Origin of the sequence: Mesorhizobium sp. M1409, assembly GCF_040317535.1 — a bacterium.
Lineage (GTDB): Bacteria > Pseudomonadota > Alphaproteobacteria > Rhizobiales > Rhizobiaceae > Mesorhizobium.
The window spans coordinates 1-17,483 of record NZ_JAMYKV010000041.1 but is presented as its reverse complement, the minus strand read 5'-3'; the positions used below and the strand labels follow the sequence as shown (position 1 = coordinate 17,483).

The 17,483-nt window shown below is 62.9% G+C and carries 19 protein-coding genes and 1 pseudogene; 11 read left to right on the top strand and 9 right to left on the bottom strand.

Features of this window, described 5'->3' with window-relative positions:
- Nucleotides 1-113: 113 nt before the first annotated feature.
- Entirely contained in the window at nucleotides 114-956 is an 843-nt protein-coding gene (locus tag NKG99_RS25905) for a helix-turn-helix transcriptional regulator (RefSeq protein ID WP_352871740.1), read from the bottom strand.
- Nucleotides 957-1,041: 85 nt separating this feature from the next.
- On the opposite strand from NKG99_RS25905, the gene NKG99_RS25900 reads away from it, so the two are divergent.
- Together NKG99_RS25900 and NKG99_RS25895 are read left to right on the top strand one after the other, a co-directional pair.
- Nucleotides 1,042-1,575, top strand: coding sequence for a hypothetical protein (locus NKG99_RS25900; RefSeq protein WP_352871737.1), 534 nt, complete (start codon nucleotides 1,042-1,044; stop codon nucleotides 1,573-1,575).
- Between the two features lie 142 nt (nucleotides 1,576-1,717).
- A complete protein-coding gene (locus tag NKG99_RS25895) occupies nucleotides 1,718-2,347 on the top strand; it encodes a MarC family protein (protein ID WP_352871735.1) in 630 nt (209 codons plus the stop codon).
- Nucleotides 2,348-2,392: 45 nt separating this feature from the next.
- Here the strand turns inward: NKG99_RS25895 and NKG99_RS25890 are convergent, their stop codons facing one another.
- From NKG99_RS25890 to NKG99_RS25885, 3 genes and pseudogenes are all read right to left on the bottom strand, one after another.
- On the bottom strand, nucleotides 2,393-2,818 hold the full coding sequence (locus tag NKG99_RS25890; RefSeq protein WP_352871734.1) for an OsmC family protein: 426 nt from the start codon (nucleotides 2,816-2,818) through the stop codon (nucleotides 2,393-2,395).
- A gap of 310 nt (nucleotides 2,819-3,128) precedes the next feature.
- A pseudogene (locus NKG99_RS36005) lies at nucleotides 3,129-3,275 on the bottom strand (DUF2306 domain-containing protein); the annotation flags it as partial.
- A gap of 43 nt (nucleotides 3,276-3,318) precedes the next feature.
- The gene (locus NKG99_RS25885) at nucleotides 3,319-3,840 is read right to left on the bottom strand and encodes a single-stranded DNA-binding protein (protein WP_352871733.1); all 522 of its coding nucleotides are present in this window, start codon (nucleotides 3,838-3,840) and stop codon (nucleotides 3,319-3,321) included.
- Between the two features lie 224 nt (nucleotides 3,841-4,064).
- Here NKG99_RS25885 and NKG99_RS25880 point away from each other — a divergent pair, with 224 nt between their 5' ends.
- From NKG99_RS25880 to NKG99_RS25840, 9 genes are all read left to right on the top strand, one after another.
- On the top strand, nucleotides 4,065-4,379 hold the full coding sequence (locus tag NKG99_RS25880) for an ArsR/SmtB family transcription factor (protein ID WP_352627857.1): 315 nt from the start codon (nucleotides 4,065-4,067) through the stop codon (nucleotides 4,377-4,379).
- Nucleotides 4,376-4,885, top strand: coding sequence for an SRPBCC family protein (locus tag NKG99_RS25875; protein WP_352871731.1), 510 nt, complete (start codon nucleotides 4,376-4,378; stop codon nucleotides 4,883-4,885). Before NKG99_RS25880 ends, NKG99_RS25875 begins: the two co-directional genes overlap by 4 nt.
- A 23-nt stretch (nucleotides 4,886-4,908) precedes the next feature.
- Nucleotides 4,909-5,514: an ATP-dependent Clp protease proteolytic subunit gene (locus NKG99_RS25870; RefSeq protein ID WP_352871729.1), complete on the top strand. Its 606-nt coding sequence runs from the start codon at nucleotides 4,909-4,911 to the stop codon at nucleotides 5,512-5,514.
- An 84-nt stretch (nucleotides 5,515-5,598) separates the two neighbouring features.
- Complete coding sequence (locus NKG99_RS25865) at nucleotides 5,599-5,892, top strand: hypothetical protein (protein WP_352871727.1); 294 nt, start codon at nucleotides 5,599-5,601, stop codon at nucleotides 5,890-5,892.
- A gap of 714 nt (nucleotides 5,893-6,606) precedes the next feature.
- Nucleotides 6,607-9,528 carry an excinuclease ABC subunit UvrA gene (gene uvrA, locus NKG99_RS25860; RefSeq protein ID WP_352871725.1) on the top strand — a complete coding sequence of 974 codons (2,922 nt, stop codon included), beginning with the start codon at nucleotides 6,607-6,609 and terminating at the stop codon, nucleotides 9,526-9,528.
- 35 nt (nucleotides 9,529-9,563) lie between these two features.
- Nucleotides 9,564-10,001 (top strand): GNAT family N-acetyltransferase, encoded by a 438-nt coding sequence (locus NKG99_RS25855; RefSeq protein ID WP_352871723.1) that lies wholly within the window; start codon nucleotides 9,564-9,566, stop codon nucleotides 9,999-10,001.
- Nucleotides 10,002-10,003: 2 nt separating this feature from the next.
- Entirely contained in the window at nucleotides 10,004-10,807 is an 804-nt protein-coding gene (locus tag NKG99_RS25850; protein WP_352871721.1) for a DUF72 domain-containing protein, read from the top strand.
- A gap of 143 nt (nucleotides 10,808-10,950) precedes the next feature.
- On the top strand, nucleotides 10,951-11,208 hold the full coding sequence (locus NKG99_RS25845; RefSeq protein WP_352871719.1) for a hypothetical protein: 258 nt from the start codon (nucleotides 10,951-10,953) through the stop codon (nucleotides 11,206-11,208).
- A 107-nt stretch (nucleotides 11,209-11,315) separates the two neighbouring features.
- Entirely contained in the window at nucleotides 11,316-12,467 is a 1,152-nt protein-coding gene (locus tag NKG99_RS25840; protein WP_352871717.1) for a GGDEF domain-containing protein, read from the top strand.
- A 51-nt stretch (nucleotides 12,468-12,518) separates the two neighbouring features.
- Here NKG99_RS25840 and NKG99_RS25835 read toward each other — a convergent pair whose 3' ends face one another.
- The 5 genes from NKG99_RS25835 to urtB all read right to left on the bottom strand — a co-directional run bounded on the left by NKG99_RS25835 (nucleotide 12,519) and on the right by urtB (nucleotide 17,326).
- On the bottom strand, nucleotides 12,519-12,695 hold the full coding sequence (locus NKG99_RS25835; RefSeq protein ID WP_023759335.1) for a hypothetical protein: 177 nt from the start codon (nucleotides 12,693-12,695) through the stop codon (nucleotides 12,519-12,521).
- 270 nt (nucleotides 12,696-12,965) lie between these two features.
- A complete protein-coding gene (gene urtE, locus NKG99_RS25830) occupies nucleotides 12,966-13,661 on the bottom strand; it encodes an urea ABC transporter ATP-binding subunit UrtE (protein WP_109669216.1) in 696 nt (231 codons plus the stop codon).
- Nucleotides 13,662-13,730: 69 nt separating this feature from the next.
- Nucleotides 13,731-14,477, bottom strand: coding sequence for an urea ABC transporter ATP-binding protein UrtD (gene urtD / locus NKG99_RS25825; RefSeq protein ID WP_352871715.1), 747 nt, complete (start codon nucleotides 14,475-14,477; stop codon nucleotides 13,731-13,733).
- A 6-nt stretch (nucleotides 14,478-14,483) separates the two neighbouring features.
- Entirely contained in the window at nucleotides 14,484-15,716 is a 1,233-nt protein-coding gene (gene urtC / locus NKG99_RS25820) for an urea ABC transporter permease subunit UrtC (RefSeq protein WP_352871713.1), read from the bottom strand.
- Nucleotides 15,713-17,326: an urea ABC transporter permease subunit UrtB gene (gene urtB / locus NKG99_RS25815; protein WP_352871711.1), complete on the bottom strand. Its 1,614-nt coding sequence runs from the start codon at nucleotides 17,324-17,326 to the stop codon at nucleotides 15,713-15,715. Before urtB ends, urtC begins: the two co-directional genes overlap by 4 nt.
- Nucleotides 17,327-17,483: the final 157 nt, after the last annotated feature.

Below are 17,483 nucleotides of genomic sequence, written 5' to 3'. Positions count from 1 at the left end.
GCGGTTTCGCCGCCATCGACGCAAAGACCCGTAATGGACGTTTTTCCCTGAACGAAAGCCGCGAGCGCGATGGATCGGACCCTGTTGCCGCCCTTGTGAGCACCTGAACCGCTTCACGAGACGCGAACGCCCATCGCGCCACGGCGGGCGCGATATTGGCCCGGCGTTTCGCCCATGATACGCAGAAACCGGCGGTTGAATGTCGACAGATCGTTGAAGCCGGCCTCGAAGGCGATCGCCGAGACCGCCTCATCCGACATGTGCAGTCGCACCGCTGCCCTGTGCAGCCGCGTCTTGAGCAGGAATTGATAGGGGGTCATGCCCGCGACCTGCCGGAAGATGCGCAGGAAATGATACGGACTGATCGCAGTTTCATCCGCAAGAGCTGAAAGCGGGACTGGCCCGTCGGCATCCAGCTCTATCCGCCGCACGGCCTCGGCAACCCGCTTCTGGTCGCGACGGCTCGGCGCGCGCCTGACATGCGTCGGGCTGGAGACCGTTGCCACGGCGGCACCCGCAATGCGCAGCCCGAGTTCCTCGAAGGCGTCGATGTCGGCCGTCTCGCGAGCGGTTTCCGCCTCGGCGAGCAAGGACGCCAAGGCCGGCAAAGGTGGCAGGCGTGGCGCCTCAAAGGCCAGCTTCCTGGCGGCCGGCACGCCAGCCACGATCCGTTCCATGTAGGACGGCCCGAAATGAAATGACAGGCAACGGTCGCCGCTGCCATGTTCATGCCCGCATTCGTAACATGTGCCGGGATTGCCGAGCAGGAGGGCGCCGGGCGCCAGCATCGCCGTGCCTTGTTGCGCGCGGTAGCGGAACGTGCCGTTGGTGACGGCGGCGACGCAGAAATCCTGATGTGCTTCCTCGAACGGCCGGTCGCCGGCGCCGGCCGTGCAGATCACATCCGTCACGTGCCAGCCGGGGCCGGATGCAAGCGTATGCATTGTCGCTGTCATGGCCGAAATATAGCAATTTTTCCCAAGCCCAGAACCCTGTCACCGCCTACCCTTCCCGGTCTCCTGACAAGAAGAGAGCTGAACCATGTTCGACCAATCCTCCTTTGCCGAAGCCTTGCACAGTTCCGGACCAACAGAAGGGCTTGCCGAAAAACTGAGCCTTTACGGCCGATTCGTCGGCGCCTGGATGTTCGATGCCTCGCGCCATCTCGAGGACGGCACGGTGCTGACCGGGCGTGGCGAGGTGCATTTCGGCTGGGTGCTGGAAGGCCGGGCGATCCAGGACGTCTGGATCCTGCCCGCGCGTGATGCCGGCCCCTCGCCCTCGCTCGGCACCTGGACCTTCTACGGCACCACACTGCGTGTCTATGATCCCGGCGCGGATGCCTGGCACATCTTCTGGAGTGATCCGCGCAACCAGTATTTCAGCCGCCAGCTCGGCCACGCCGAGGGCGACGCGATCGTGCAAGTGGACGCCGACGGCACCGGATCCTCGGTTCGCTGGAGTTTTTCTCGCATTACCGAAAATTCCTTCCGCTGGCTCGGCGAGCGCTCGCACGACAATGGCGCGACATGGCGGCTCGAAGTCGAGTTCCTGGCACGGCGGGTGGTTCGATGATCGAGGAATGCAGCCGCTCGAAAGCCTCGCGAACCTTCGCGCCCATGCTTTCAAAAGTTGAATGCCCGAAACTGTTCCCACCGACCGGGCTTTGCTCTACCAATGCCATGGTACGGGCCCTGCCCGGCGGGAGGGGTCAGAGATGCCGAGCTTCGACAGCCTGTTCAACGCCTTCGTCACCATTCTCGTGACCATCGATCCGCCCGGGCTGGCGCCGCTGTTCCTCGCCGTGACACGAGGCATGAACCGCGACGAGCGCCAGCAGGTGTCGGTCCGCGCCTCGATCATCGGCTTCCTGGTGATGGCGCTGTTTGCGGTTGCCGGCGCCTCGATCCTGTCGGTGTTCGGCATCACGCTGCCTGCCTTCCGCGTCGCCGGCGGCTTCCTGCTGTTCTTCATCGCCTTCGAAATGGTGTTCGAACGCCGGCAGGACCGCAAGGAGAAGATCGGCGACGTCGCCATCACCAAGGACATGATCCACAACATCGCTGCCTTCCCGCTGGCGATCCCGCTGATCGCCGGGCCCGGCGCGATTTCGGCGACGGTGCTGCTCTCCGGTTCCTTTCAGGGATTTGCCGCGCAGGCGGCCCTGGTCGGCATCATCTTCGTCTGCCTCGCCATCACCTATCTGGTGTTCGTGCTGTCGGAACGCATCGACCGCATCCTCGGCCAGACCGGGCGCTCGATCCTGACCCGGCTGCTCGGCGTTATCCTGGCGGCACTGGCCGTGCAGTTCGTCGCCGACGGCATCAAGGCGCTGATGGCGGGGTGAACGGCAGTTCCTACTGCCTACTGCCTACTGCCTACTGCCTACTGCCTACTTCACCGCCGTATCGATCACTTCGAAGTCGTGAGTGATCGCAGCGGTCTTGGCCAGCATCGCCGAAGCCGAGCAATATTTTTCGATCGAAAGGTCGATCGCCCGCCTGACCTTGTCGCTGGACAGCGCCCGGCCCTTGACCACGAAATGCATGTGAATGCGCGTGAACACCCTGGGCTCTGTTTCGGCCCGGTCGGCGTCGAGCTCGACCACGCAATCCTCGACCGCTTCGCGGCCCTTTTCTAGAATATGGACGACATCATAGGCCGAACAGCCGCCGGTCCCGATCAGCACCAGTTCCATCGGGCTCGGGCCTGGCGTCTTGCCTGCCGGTCCGGGCGCGGTTCCGAACACGACCTTGTGGCCACTGCCGGACTCACCGACGAAGGTGCGCTCCTCGACCCACTTTACGCGTGCTTTCACCTGACATTTCCTTCCAATTTTTCGGTCATCCGCCTCTAAAACCGAAGAGGATCACGGCCCGGCTCGCGCGACGCCAAAGACGACGTCGTGCACGACCCTGCCCGGCAACAGCGTGAAGATGCCGGCGCCGGCCAATGCAAAGACATACAGCGCGATCATCGCCTTGCGATCCTGGCGATGCAGTGATTGTGAGCATGCCACAGCGGCACGGTGACCAGCACCAGGATCGACAGGAAATGGATCGGACTGAGGGGCCGATGAGCCGGATCTGATGAATCCAGAAACTCGAGTCGGCGATGACCAGCATCAGCGCGGCCCACACATAGCCCGCGATGCGATGGCTCGGCGTTCCCTTCGGCAATGCCAACTGCGTTGGCCCTATCGCCAGTGCGGCGAAGGCCGCAAAGGCATGCCAGGGTATAGGAGAGGGTGCGGCAAGCAGCGGGTCCTGCGACATTGTCCCCTCTCCAGTGACTGCCCCTCAATACGATCGATTGTCCTCAGAACGGGATTTCGTCGTCCAGTTCGCGCGACGAACCGCCACCGCCGCCACTCTTGGCACCACCGCCGCCGCCGCGATTGAAGCCTTCGCTCGGGCTGGACTGGCCGAAATCGGAACCACGGCTGTTGCCACCGGCATTGCCTCCGATCTGGCCGCCCTCACCCTGTCCGCGTGCGTCGAGCATCTGCAGCTCGCCCCGGAATTTCTGCAGCACGACTTCCGTCGTGTACTTGTCGGCGCCGGTCTGGTCCTGCCATTTGCGCGTCTGCAGCTGGCCCTCGACATAGACCTTCATGCCCTTCTTCAGATACTGCTCCGCCACCTTGGCGATGCCCTCATTGAAGATGACGACGTTGTGCCACTCGGTTTTTTCCTTGCGCTCGCCGGAATTCTTGTCGCGCCAGCTTTCCGACGTCGCGATGCGGATGTTGACGACCGGCTCGCCCGAGTTCAGGCGGCGGATTTCAGGGTCCGCACCGAGATTACCGACCAGAATGACCTTGTTGACGCTACCCGCCATGATATTTCTCCGCTCATCCAAAACCAATTTTTGTCGCAGCACCTTACAGGCTGCGGGCGTCGGCCGCCTGCTAAGGCTGGCTTTTCCCACAAGGTTTTTGTTCCCTTTTCGTTCTTATCCGCACTGCCGCTTATTGTCAAGGAATGGCAGCATCGCCGGAAGCCCACATATGGGTTTGAAAAGAACGCTTGCCAAATCGATAAGTATCCACTTATGCTTTTGTCATGATCGAAGCAGAGATTTTCCGGGCCCTGGCCGACCCGACGCGCCGCGCCGTCTTTGAGCGGCTCGCCGCTGGTGAAATGACGGTATCGGAATTGCGCACCGGCATGACGGTGTCGCAACCGGCGGTGTCACAGCATCTGGCGGTGCTGCGCGGCGCCGGCCTGGTGGTCGAACGACGTGCCGGCCGCAATGCTTTTTACCGCGCCGATCCGCAGGGGCTCGCCCCCTTGCTCTCCTGGATCGAACGCTACCGGACCTTCTGGCCGGAACGCATCGAAAGATTGAAGGCGGTTTTGAAGGACATGGACCAATGACGAACGTTCGATCGATGAAAGCCGACCAAAACCATCGCGAGATCTCTCCCGATGCGATCGAGTTCGAGTACGACCTTGCCGAGCCGCCGGAAAAGGTGTGGCGGGCCCTGACCGTGCCGGAGCTGCTCGCCGCATGGATGATGCCGAACGACATCAGGCCGGAGACCGGCAATCGTTTTGCCTTCGCCGGGCCGGATGCGGCGATCGAATGCGAAATCCTCGACGCCGAGCCGGAGAAGCTGCTGCGCTATTCCTGGCGGGAGCAGCCAGGCGACGCCGCGCGGCAGGATCGCCTCGACGGCCCGTTGGACAGCATTGTCACCTTCACACTTGCCCGAACCGTTTCCGGCGGCACCCATCTGCGCATCGTCCATGACGGCTTCGCCCGCAAGGCAATGCCCGCTGTCGCCATGGCGTGCGCTAGCTGCCGGCTTTCGCTCGACGCCAACGGTACACGCAAGCCGATCGCCGCAAACACGCTTCGCCGCTTGCTGCGCGCAGCCTGAACAAGGACAATGGAGAGAAGATCATGAGCGGTGTTGCCAGTCTGGTGCCGATGGTAATCGAGCAATCGAGCCGCGGCGAACGCGCCTTCGACATTTTCTCGCGGCTGCTGCGCGAGCGCATCGTCTTCATCAATGGCGAGATCAACGACGACATCTCGGCGCTGGTCTGCGCGCAGTTGCTGTCGCTGGAATCGGACAATCCCGACAAGGAGATCTCGCTCTATATCAACTCGCCGGGCGGCGTGGTGACCAGCGGCTTCGCCATCTACGACACGATGCAATACATCAGCTGCCCGGTGTCGACCGTGTGCATGGGCTTTGCCGCCTCGATGGGTTCTTTCCTGCTGATGGCGGGCACACCGGGGCGTCGTATCTCGCTGCCGAACGCCACCATCCTGCTGCATCAGCCGCTGGGCGGGTTCCAGGGCCAAGCCTCCGACATCCAGCGCCATGCCGAGCGCATCGTCCAGACGAAACGGCACATGGCCGGGCTCTATGCGCAGCATTGCGGACGCACCTATGAGGAGGTCGAACGCACGCTGGACCGCGACCACTTCATGACCGCCCGCGAGGCCCAGACCTGGGGCATCGTCGACCACGTTTTCGACACGCGAAAAAAGGCGGCATAAAGCCAGGCCCGGCTTCCTGCCGGCTTTCGAAGATTTGATGATGCCGGTCTGGTCCCGTCGCCGGCACGCCACTATAGTCCTGGGATGATCGACACTCATCCACCCAGAACATTGCACCGTGTCATCGCCGTTGTAGCGCTCGTGTGCCTTTCGAGCGGCACGGCCTTCGCCGGCGACAGCTCGGCGCAGGCGCAAAAAGGCGCCCTGCCCGGCGTGGCCGGCGACTATCGCATCGCCAAGCCGGCTCCCGAACCCGACGATGCATATCCCGGCAACGGCAACGGCCAGTTCAAGATCGGCGATACGGATGTCAGGATTTCCGGCAGCATTACCGTCGATCTCGGAGCCGGCTCAATCGGGCAGCCCCGCCACCGATAGTGGTGCCGGCGTGCTGCGCTGGCATATCGCCAACAAGACATCCGCACATAAAACGGCCCCGCCGTGCTTTGCGCAAACGGACGGGGCCTTTTTGGATCTAAAATCCAACTTCTACCGGGGGCGTACTGCCGGCACAAGATTTCGGATGCAACGCGGCGTCAGCCGACGATCCGACTGCAGTCTCTGATTTTTACGGGGTATGGCAGGTCACGGTTTGTCGGGTGGCGCAAACGCTAAACCCTGGCACTTATGCCTGCCGCCGCTCCAGTAACGACTGGAACCCTGTGGGACGATCCGGTGGCGTCATAGCTCCGCTCCTTTTTGTCCATTGCGACGTTGTCGTCCGAAGCACAAATCGCTAATGCCTGCGGCATCTCGCAGGCCGCCTCTGGGCGGCGAGACCATCGAAAGACGGCCGGCTTCGTTGACTGCCGAAGCTTGCCTCCAGGAGCCGGCGCCCGTCAAGCTTCAATAGCCGGTTACCGAAAAATGTGATCGTCGGGAGGTTACGTGCAAGTCAGTTTTTGCACAGCTTTGTCAGGAGCGTGTTCGGTCTTTGTTCTTTCTACTTGCCCGTTCACGCGAAAGACGCTTAAACGGCTTTTGTCGGGAATTGTGGCGTCTCTCGACGTGGCGGCAAAACTACCTACATAGGGGATGGCTGGGAAAACCCGCCATTCCAGGAAATTCCAGATTCTGAGGCGGCGACCGGCGATGGCCGACCATAAATATCTTTCCATTCGCGGGGCGCGCGAACACAATCTGAAGAATGTCGATCTCGACCTGCCGCGTGACAGCCTGATTGTCATGACCGGCCTGTCGGGTTCCGGCAAGTCGTCGCTTGCCTTCGACACCATCTATGCCGAAGGCCAGCGCCGCTATGTCGAAAGCCTTTCGGCCTACGCCCGGCAATTCCTCGAAATGATGCAGAAGCCTGACGTCGACCAGATCGACGGCCTGTCGCCTGCCATCTCGATCGAGCAGAAGACCACCTCGAAGAACCCGCGTTCGACGGTCGGCACCGTCACCGAGATCTACGACTATATGCGCCTGTTGTTCGCGCGCGTCGGCATCCCCTATTCGCCGGCCACCGGCCTGCCGATCGAGAGTCAGACGGTTTCGCAGATGGTCGACCGCGTGCTGGCGGTCGAGGAAGGCACGCGCCTGTTCATCCTGGCGCCGATGGTGCGCGGCCGCAAAGGCGAGTACCGCAAGGAACTGCTGGAACTGCAGAAGAAGGGCTTTCAACGCGTCAAGGTCGACGGCGTCTTCTACGAGATCGCCGACGTGCCGGCGCTGGACAAGAAGTACAAGCACGACCTCGACGTCGTCGTCGACCGCATCGTCGTGCGCGGCGATCTGGCGACGCGGCTCGCCGACTCCATCGAAACGGCGCTGAAGCTGGCCGATGGGTTGGCGGTAGCCGAATTCGCCGACAAGCCGCTCGACTCCAGCCAGACCGGCGAGGATTCGGTCAACAAGTCGAAGAACGAGACGCATGAGCGCATCCTGTTCTCGGAAAAATTTGCTTGCCCGGTCTCCGGCTTCACCATTCCGGAAATCGAACCGCGCCTGTTCTCGTTCAACAACCCGTTCGGTGCCTGCCCGACCTGCGACGGTCTCGGCAGCCAGCGCGCCATCGATGGCAATCTGATCGTGCCGGACGAAAACATCTCGCTGCGCGACGGCGCCGTCAGCCCGTGGGCTAAGTCGACCTCGCCCTATTATGCACAGACGCTGGAGGCGCTGGGCAAGGCTTATGGCTTCAAGCTCGGCGACAAGTTCAGGGATCTGACCGAAGAGGCAAAGGAAGCCATCCTGCGCGGCACCGGAGAGCGCGAGATCACCTTCCAGTATGATGACGGCCTGCGCTCCTACAAGACAACCAAGACGTTCGAAGGCGTCATCCCCAATCTCGAGCGCCGCTGGAAGGAGACCGAATCCGCCTGGATGCGCGAGGAGATCGAGCGCTTCATGTCGGCCACGCCCTGCCCGGTCTGCAAGGGCTACCGCCTGAAGCCCGAGTCGCTTGCGGTGAAGATCGCCGGCAGGCACATCGGCGAAGTCACCGAACTTTCGATCCGCAAGGCCGACCAGTGGTTCACCGACCTGCCCGCGTCGCTCAACGACAAGCAGAACGAGATCGCGGTGCGCGTGCTCAAGGAGATCCGCGAGCGGCTGCGCTTCCTCAACGATGTCGGGCTCGATTATCTGACGCTGTCGCGCAATTCGGGCACGCTGTCCGGCGGTGAGAGCCAGCGCATCCGGCTGGCGTCGCAGATCGGCTCCGGCCTCACCGGCGTGCTCTATGTGCTGGACGAGCCGTCGATCGGTCTGCATCAGCGCGACAATGCGCGCCTGCTCGATACGCTCAAGCACCTGCGCGACATCGGCAACACGGTGATCGTCGTCGAGCATGACGAGGACGCCATCCTGCATGCAGACTATGTCGTCGACATGGGCCCGGCCGCCGGCATCCACGGCGGCGAGATCATTGCCCAGGGCACGCCGCAGCAAGTCATGGCCAACCCCAATTCGATCACCGGCAAATATTTGTCGGGCGCGCTCGAAGTGGCGACGCCCGGCGTGCGCCGCGAGGCGAAGAAGAACCGGCGCCTGAAGATCGTCGGCGCGCGCGGCAACAATCTGAAGAACGTCACCGCCGAAATCCCCCTCGGCACCTTCACCGCCGTCACCGGCGTGTCGGGCGGAGGCAAGTCGACCTTCCTGATCGAGACGCTGTTCAAGGCCGCCTCGCGCCGCATCATGGGCTCGCGCGAGCACCCGGCCGATCATGATCGCATCGAGGGCCTCGAATTCCTCGACAAGGTCATCGACATCGACCAGTCGCCGATCGGCAGGACCCCGCGCTCCAATCCGGCCACCTATACCGGCGCCTTCACGCCGATCCGCGACTGGTTCGCGGGCCTTCCCGAGGCCAAGGCGCGTGGCTATCAGCCCGGCCGCTTCTCGTTCAACGTCAAGGGCGGGCGCTGCGAAGCCTGTCAGGGCGACGGTGTCATCAAGATCGAGATGCACTTCCTGCCCGACGTCTACGTCACCTGCGACGTCTGTCACGGCAAGCGCTACAACAGAGAGACGCTCGATGTCCTGTTCAAGGGCAAGTCGATCGCCGACGTGCTCGACATGACCGTCGAGGAAGGCGTCGACTTCTTCGCCGCAGTGCCCGGTGTGCGCGACAAGCTCGATACGCTGAAACAGGTCGGCCTCGGCTACATCCATATCGGCCAGCAGGCGACGACGCTGTCGGGCGGCGAGGCGCAGCGCATCAAGCTCGCCAAGGAACTGTCGCGCAAGGCGACCGGCAAGACGCTCTACATCCTGGACGAGCCGACCACCGGCCTGCACTTCCACGACGTCGCCAAGCTGTTGGAAGTGCTGCACGAACTGGTCGACCAGGGCAACACGGTGGTGGTCATCGAGCACAATCTCGAGGTCATCAAGACCGCCGACTGGGTGCTCGACCTCGGCCCAGAAGGTGGCGACGGCGGCGGCGAGCTGGTGGCCTCCGGCACGCCGGAAGCGATCGTGCGCGAAAAGCGCAGCTACACCGGTCAGTTTCTCAAGGAGTTGTTGGAGCGACGCCCCGGAGGCAAGCGCGAAGCGGCGGAGTGATGATCCGACCGGTTGGCGCCTGGAGAGCTTTTTGAATGACAATCCGAAGAGCGCTTGCCGGTGATCTCCAAACTGTCGTGTCGCTAACCGAAGCCGCCTATACACCCTACAGCGCCCTGTTCGGTGCATCGCCGATCCCGGTCACCGAGGACTATGCGCCGCGCATCGCGCGTGGCGAGGTCTGGCTTCTGGAGAGCGGCGGCGAGATGGCCGGAGCGCTCACCGTGGAGCGGCATGACGATCATGCGATGATCTTTTCCGTCGCGGTTGCCCCGGCCTTTCAAGGCAAAGGCCTCGGCATCGCCCTGCTCAAACACGCCGACGAGCAGACGGGCCTCTGGCGCCTGCCCGAGGTGCGGCTCTACACCAACGCCAGGATGGAGCGGAACATCGCGCTCTATCTGGCCTATGGTTTCCATGAAACGGGGCCCGATCTTCTGAACTCGGCCAGATTTCTTCACTTGGGAGGATGACAATGAGCACATCGGGAACAATCCGCGCCGGCATGGGCGGCTGGACCTTCGAGCCCTGGGACACGTCCTTCTATCCCGACAAGCTGTCGAAGGCCAAACAGTTGCAATACGCCACCCGGCAGGTGCCGACCATCGAGGTCAATGGCACCTATTATTCCAGCTTCAAGGAGCCGACCTTCGTCAAATGGGCAAGCGAGGCGCCGGACGGTTTCGTCTATGCGCTGAAGGGCAACCGCTTCGTCACCAACCGCCGCGTGCTTGGCGAGGCCGGCGAATCGATGATGCGCTTCCTCGGCTCGGGTGTGGCGGCACTCGGCGAAAAGCTCGGGCCGATCCTGTGGCAGTTCGCGCCGACGAAAAAGTTCGATCCGGACGATTTCGAAGCTTTTTTGAAACTGCTGCCGGAAAAGCAGGACGGCGTCGCGCTGCGCCACGCGGTCGAGGTGCGCAACGACAGTTTTGTCGTGCCGGAATTCGCGGCGCTGGCGCGCAAGTACAAGGTGGCGATCGTCTATGCCGACCATGCCAAATATCCTGATATCGCCGACGTTACCGGTGATTTCGTCTATGCACGGCTGCAGACCGGCAGTGACGACAATCCCGACTGCTACACGCCAAAGGGTCTCGATGAATGGGCCGCGCGGGCAAAGGTCTGGGCGGCGGGCAAGCAGCCGGCCGACCTGCGGCGTGCCGATCCCGCTACCGATGCACCGGTCCAGCCGCGCGACGTGTTCGTCTACTTCATCACCGAGGGCAAGGTGCGCGCGCCGTTCGGCGCCATGGCGCTGATGAAGCGAGTGACTTAGAGCGGCGGGCCTCGGCCGGGCGCTTACTTTGTTGTTGGAACCTGCCCGGCATCTTGGCCGTTCTATCCTGCGGCGACGCGTGCGACCATCGCCAACGCTTAGCCACCGATCCCGCAAGTCCCTGCAAAGAAGGGAAAGGACAAATGGCTATCATCCTCCTCGGTGCATTGCTTACCGTCGCTGGCGTTGTGTACATGGCAGGCGCTGCCCTTCGGCGCGGACGGCTTAGCGATCCCGCGCCTGTGGTTCCGGATCGCCCGATACCAAACCTCGCAACATCAGGCCCGACGCTCGAGCCACGCCGGCGGGGGCTCGGTTTCCTCGGCCTGTCGCAGAATTGGCCAGGCCTGTTGATGATGGGCATCGGCCTAGCCCTGCTGTTGTTGTCGGCGCTCTTCTGACACGCGAAATCTCGACATCTTCACTGATATCGTAACCTTATCGATACTTCCTTGCTGCATGAATCCATCTGGGCGCGGAGTTGCCCAGAGCGGGCAAGGAAGAGGGCATGTCACTCGACTACAACTCACTGCTGCTCGCGGTCGGCTTTTCCGCCGCCTGCCTCAGCCTGACGTTGTTCGGCATCTGGCTTACCGCGCGTTCCGAGAAATTCTTGCTGACCTGGGCGGCTAGCGTGCTGCTGGTTGTCGGCGACGTCTTTGCCTACAAAGCCTATATCGACCAGCCCGGACCGATGCTTGGCGTCGCCACGCTCACCCTGCTTCTGTTCGGTTTCTCGACCATGCTCGGCGCCGCCCACCAGTTCACGACAGGCCGCTCTCCGCTGCCGCGTATCGCGCTCGGCGCCAACATCTCGCTGGCCGTGGCCCTGCCGCCGATGGCGCTCGGCTATGACGGACTGGGCTTCATGCTGGAGAATTCCTTTGCCGCGCTGCTGCTCTTCGCCACCGCTCTCGAATACTGGAAGGGCCGCGTCGAATCCCCTGCCCCGATCATCGGGCTCGCCGCGCTCTATTCGATCACCGCCGTATCCTTCGTGCTGTGCGCCATGGTTCTGGCATCGGACGGCAAGCTTGTGCTCGGCCATGCGCCGAGCAACTGGGCCGAGGACCTCAGCCTCGTCATCGTCATCGCCTGCATGACCGGTATCGGTGCTCTTTCGCTGGCGCTCAACCAGGGGCGCCTGGCACACTATCACCGCCGCAATGCGCTGACCGATCCGCTGACCGGCCTTCTCAATCGCCGTGCCCTGTTCGACCTGCATGGCGATGCGCCGGTTGGCGCCTTCACGGCGGTGGTGGTGTTCGACCTCGACGGCTTCAAGGCCATCAACGACGAATTCGGCCATGCCGCCGGCGATGAAGTGCTGAGGGTGTTCGCCAGGGACCTCGCCGGCAATCTTCGCCCGGCCGACGTCGCCGCGCGCATGGGCGGCGAGGAATTCGCGCTCGTGCTGAAGCGGACCTTGCCCGAAACGGTGGAGGCCACCGCCGAAGCCATACGGGCAGTTTTCGCCGCGCGTCGCATCGAAACCGAGACCGGCTCGCTGATATGCACGGTTAGTGCCGGTTTCGCCTTCGGCACCAAGGAGGGCCTCAGCTTCGACAAGGTACTCAGCGCCGCGGACAAGGCGCTCTATGCCGCCAAGCGCGGCGGCCGCAACCGCGTCACCGCCTCGGCATTCCGGCGCGCGGGTTAGACCACGCGCATCGACGCGATGGCTACCGACCGGGACGGGCGAATGCGGTTCTTATGCCGCCATGACGATTTCATTGAAGGCATCCAGGTCGACATAGAAGACCTTGGTGATTTCCTCGATCAGGTCGTCGTGGCCGTAGCCTTGGGACTTCAAGATGTTGATGGCGGTGATGATATCGACGCGCTCGGTAAGCCGCCGCTTCTGGTAGTCCTCGACATAACGTTCCATGGCTGTCCCTTGGCCTGTGTGCCCAAACTCGTTTGAACGACAGAGATCGCAGGAGGGAAGCTAGGAAGCCTTGCTTGCGTGAACCTTGCCCGGTGCTAGCCGCGCCCTCGATCTGCGATGAACCAGACTGATACGGAAGCGGCCGACTCACAAAAGCCTTGGGAAAGACTAGCACGCAGCTTGTGGCGCACCAGTGACGCAGAGGGCTCGATCGGAGAAATATTGGCTTGCCAAGGACTTCTGATCGTCAACTGAAGTCCAGCGCCGATTCTACACCGTCAGGAACTTGCGAACGTCCGCCCTGTCGAGATCTTCCGCCGGGCCGGTATGGACGATCAGGCCACGGTCCATGATGTTGACCTCGTCGGCGAGTTCGCGGCAGAAGTCGAGATATTGTTCGACCAAAAGCACGGCGATGCCGGCCTGGTCGCGCAGATAGCGGATGGCACGGCCGATATCCTTGATGATCGACGGCTGAATGCCTTCGGTCGGCTCGTCGAGCACCAGCAACTTCGGCCGCATCACCAGCGCCCTGCCGATGGCGAGCTGCTGCTGCTGGCCGCCGGAAAGGTCGCCGCCACGGCGGCCGAGCATCTGCTTGAGCACCGGGAACAATTCGAAGACATGCGCCGGAATGTTGCGGTCGGCCCGCTTCAGCGGCGCGAAGCCCGATTCGAGATTTTCCCGTACGGTGAGCAGCGGAAAGATCTCCCTGCCCTGCGGCACGAATGCGATGCCCGACCGGGCGCGGTCATACGCCGCGCTCCGGTCGAGCGCCTTCCCCTCGAAGGCAACGCTTCCGCTCGTCAGCCGGTGGTGGCCGACGATCGATCTCATCAAACTGGTCTTGCCGACGCCGTTGCGGCCGAGCACGCAGGTGATCTTGCCCGCGCCTGCCTTCAGCGACACGCCGCGCAGCGCCTGGGCGGCGCCGTAGTGCAACGTGGCATTGGAAACTTCGAGCATGTCAGCGCCCTCTCCAGAACCTGAGAAACGACAGATCGAAGCGATGGAATTGAACCCGCCAGACCATGCTCATCTCCCCAGATAGACTTCGACGACGCGCTCGTCGGCCGACACGAAATCGAGTGTGCCTTCCGACAGCACCGAGCCCTCGTGCAGGCAGGTGACCTTGACGCCCAGTTCGCGCACGAAATGCATGTCGTGCTCGACGACGATGACTGAATGATCGCGCGCAATATCCTTGAGCAGCCGCGCGGTTTCCTCGGTCTCGGCATCGGTCATGCCGGCGACCGGCTCGTCGACCAGAAGCAGCTTCGGATCCTGCGCCAGCAGCATGCCGATCTCGAGCCACTGCTTTTGTCCATGGCTGAGATTGGCTGCCAGTTCGTTACGCTTGTCGCCAAGCCGGATGATGCCGAGGATGTGGTCGATCTGCCGCGTCTCGGCGGCCGAGCGGCGATGGAACAGCGCCGGAAAGATCGAGCGCGGACCCTTCAGCGCCAGCATCAGGTTTTCCTTGATCGTGTGGCTTTCGAACACGGTCGGTTTCTGGAATTTGCGGCCGATGCCCATCATGGCGATCTCGGCTTCGTCATGTTTGGTGAGATCCACCTCTCCGTCGAAGAAAACCTCGCCCTCGTCGGGTCGCGTCTTGCCGGTGACGATGTCCATCATCGTCGTCTTGCCGGCCCCGTTGGGGCCGATGATGGCCCGCATCTCGCCCTTGTCGAGCACCAGCGACAGCTTGTTGATGGCACGAAAGCCATCGAAGGAAACCGAGACGCCGTCGAGATAGAGGATCGTGTTCGACTTCGACATGGTCGCTCACTCCGCCGGCTGCGGTTCGGGACTGGTCGAGGACCAGTCGCCGGGCGTTCTCGCCGCGCTGCGAACGATTTTCGCTGGCGGCGGAACGACGGCATCGGTGCCCGCTTCCTCGGCAATCGAGGCTGCCCGCAACGCTTTGGCGTTGCCACGCCAGGAATCCCACATGCCGATGATGCCCTGGGGCAGCAAAAGCGTGACGGCGACGAACAGCCCACCCAATGCAAACAGCCAGAATTCCGGCAGCACGCCGGTGAACCAGGATTTGCCGGCATTGACCAGCAGCGCGCCGATGATCGGTCCGACAATGGTGCCGCGTCCGCCGACTGCCGCCCACACCACGACCTCGATCGAATTGGCCGGCTCGAACTCGCCCGGATTGATGATGCCGACCTGCGGCACGTAGAGCGCGCCGGCGATGCCGGCCATGATAGCCGAGACGGTGAAGGCGAACAGTTTTACATTCTCCGCCCGCCAGCCGAGGAAGCGCGTGCGGCTCTCGGCATCGCGCACCGCCATCAGCAGCTTGCCGTATTTGGAACCGACGATTGCCCAGGTGACGAAGACGGCGAGTGCGAGCATCACAGCACTGGCCGCGAACAGCGCCGAACGCGTCGCGTCGGCCTGCACGTTGAAGCCGAGAATATCCTTGAAATCGGTCAAGCCGTTGTTGCCGCCGAAACCCATGTCGTTGCGGAAAAACGCAAGCAGCAGCGCGTACGTCATCGCCTGGGTGATGATGGAGAGATAAACGCCGGTGACACGGCTGCGGAAGGCAAACCAGCCGAAGACGAAGGCGAGCAGGCCAGGCACCGCGAGCACCATGATCGCGGCGAACCAGAAATGGTCGAAGCCATACCAGAACCACGGCAATTCCTTGTAGTTCAGGAACACCATGAAATCGGGCAGGATCGGGTTGCCATAGACGCCGCGCGAGCCGATCTGGCGCATCAGATACATGCCCATCGCATAGCCGCCGAGCGCGAAGAAGGCGCCGTGGCCGAGCGAAAGGATGCCGCAATAGCCCCAGACAAGATCGAGCGCCAAGGCGAGCAGCGCGTAGCAGAGATATTTACCGGTCAGCGCCACGATGTAGGATGGGACGTAAAAGGCGCTGGTGGGAGACACCGCGAGATTGAGCACCGGCACGATGACCGCCACCGCCAGCAGGATGAGAATCGTGACGGCGATGCGGCGATCCGCGCCCGCGGCGAAAAAGCGTCCTGACATCATGCTTCCACCGCCCTACCCTTGAGCGCGAACAGGCCGCGCGGGCGCTTCTGGATGAACAGGATGATGAGGACCAGCACGACGATCTTGCCGAGCACGGCGCCGGCATACGGCTCAAGTAACTTGTTGACGATGCCGAGCGAGAACGCGCCGACCAGCGTGCCCCACAGATTGCCGACGCCGCCGAAGACGACGACCATGAAGCTGTCGATAATGTAGCCGCGGCCAAGATTGGGCGAGACATTGTCGATCTGGCTGAGCGCGACACCGGCGATGCCGGCAATGCCGGACCCTAGCGCGAAAGTCAGCGCGTCGACCCAGGGCGTCCTGATGCCCATCGAGGCGGCCATGCGCCGGTTGGCGGTGACGGCGCGCATCTGCAGGCCCCAGGGCGTGCGCTTCATCACGTAAAACAGCATGGCGAAGACGGTGAGCGCGAAAACCAGGATCCACAGCCGATTCCAGGTGATCGCAAGCTGTCCGACATTGAACGAGCCCGACATCCATGAGGGATTGCCGACCTCCTGGTTTGTCGGCCCGAAGATCGAGCGCACCGTCTGCTGCAGGATCAGCGAACCCCCCCATGTCGCCAGCAGCGTTTCCAGCGGCCGGCCGTAGAGGAACCGGATGACACCACGCTCGATGATCAGGCCAACCAGTGCCGCGACGAGGAAGGCGAGCGGCAGCGCGATGACCAGCGACCAGTCGAACAGGTCCGGAAAAGACGTACGGATCACCTGCTGGACGACGAAGGTCGTGTAGGCGCCGAGCATGACCATCTCACCATGCGCCATGTTGATGACGCCCATGACGCCGAAGGTGATGGCAAGCCCGATCGCCGCCAGCAGCAGCACCGAGCCGAGCGAGATCCCGTACCAGATGTTCTGGCCGGCTTCCCAGAAGGCCAGGGTCGAATTGATGGTGGCGATCGCGGCTGTCGCCGCTTGCTTGACCGCATCCGGAGAATTCGCCTCGACCGAAGTCAGCAACGAAACCGCATCACGGTCGCCCCGTGCACCGATGAGCGCAATTGCGGCGAGCTTGTCCGCGTCTGGTCGGTCGGAGACCAGGATGGAGGCCGCACGAGCCTGTTCGAGCAGAGCCTCGACGCTGGCCACGGTCTCGCTGGCGATCGCGGTGTCGAGCGGTTCGATGTTTGCGGCGTCGGGCGTCTTGAACATGGTATCGGCCGCCGCAATACGTACAGCCGGATCCTTGGCGCCAAGCGTCAGCATGCCCAGCGCATCGCGGATGGCGCGGCGCAGCGTGTTGTTGACCTTGATCTTGGTGATGTCGTCCTTGGCCGCCTCGCCCGATGCCTCGCCGCTCAGCGGATCGAAAAGTTGGACGCTCTCGCCCGCTTCCTTGCCGGCGAACACCAGGGAATCGGCCTTGCGGATGTAGAGGTTGCCGTCGGCGAGCGCCGCAAGCGGCCGCTCCACCGCCGGGTCGCCGGTGGCAGCCAGTTCGTGGACGACGGCTCCGATCTCAGAAAAACCCTTGGCCGTCGCGAATTTGGCGATGATGCCGCGCAGATCGGCTTCGCCAGCGCCCGATGACGACAGCGTCGCCAGCAGGAACAACAGCGTCAGGCCGGCGCGGATCAAGGTCATCGGCTTATGTTAACCCCTTGAAAGGTTTGAATTGGACGTCCGGCCGGCGGCGGGCGCCCGCCGGCCGCGCGCCGGCTGGCTAGATCAGCCCGGGGGCGGGGTGTTTTACACATCTCCGCGCCCCCCCGCCCACGCTACAGCGGGGGTGGGGGGGTGT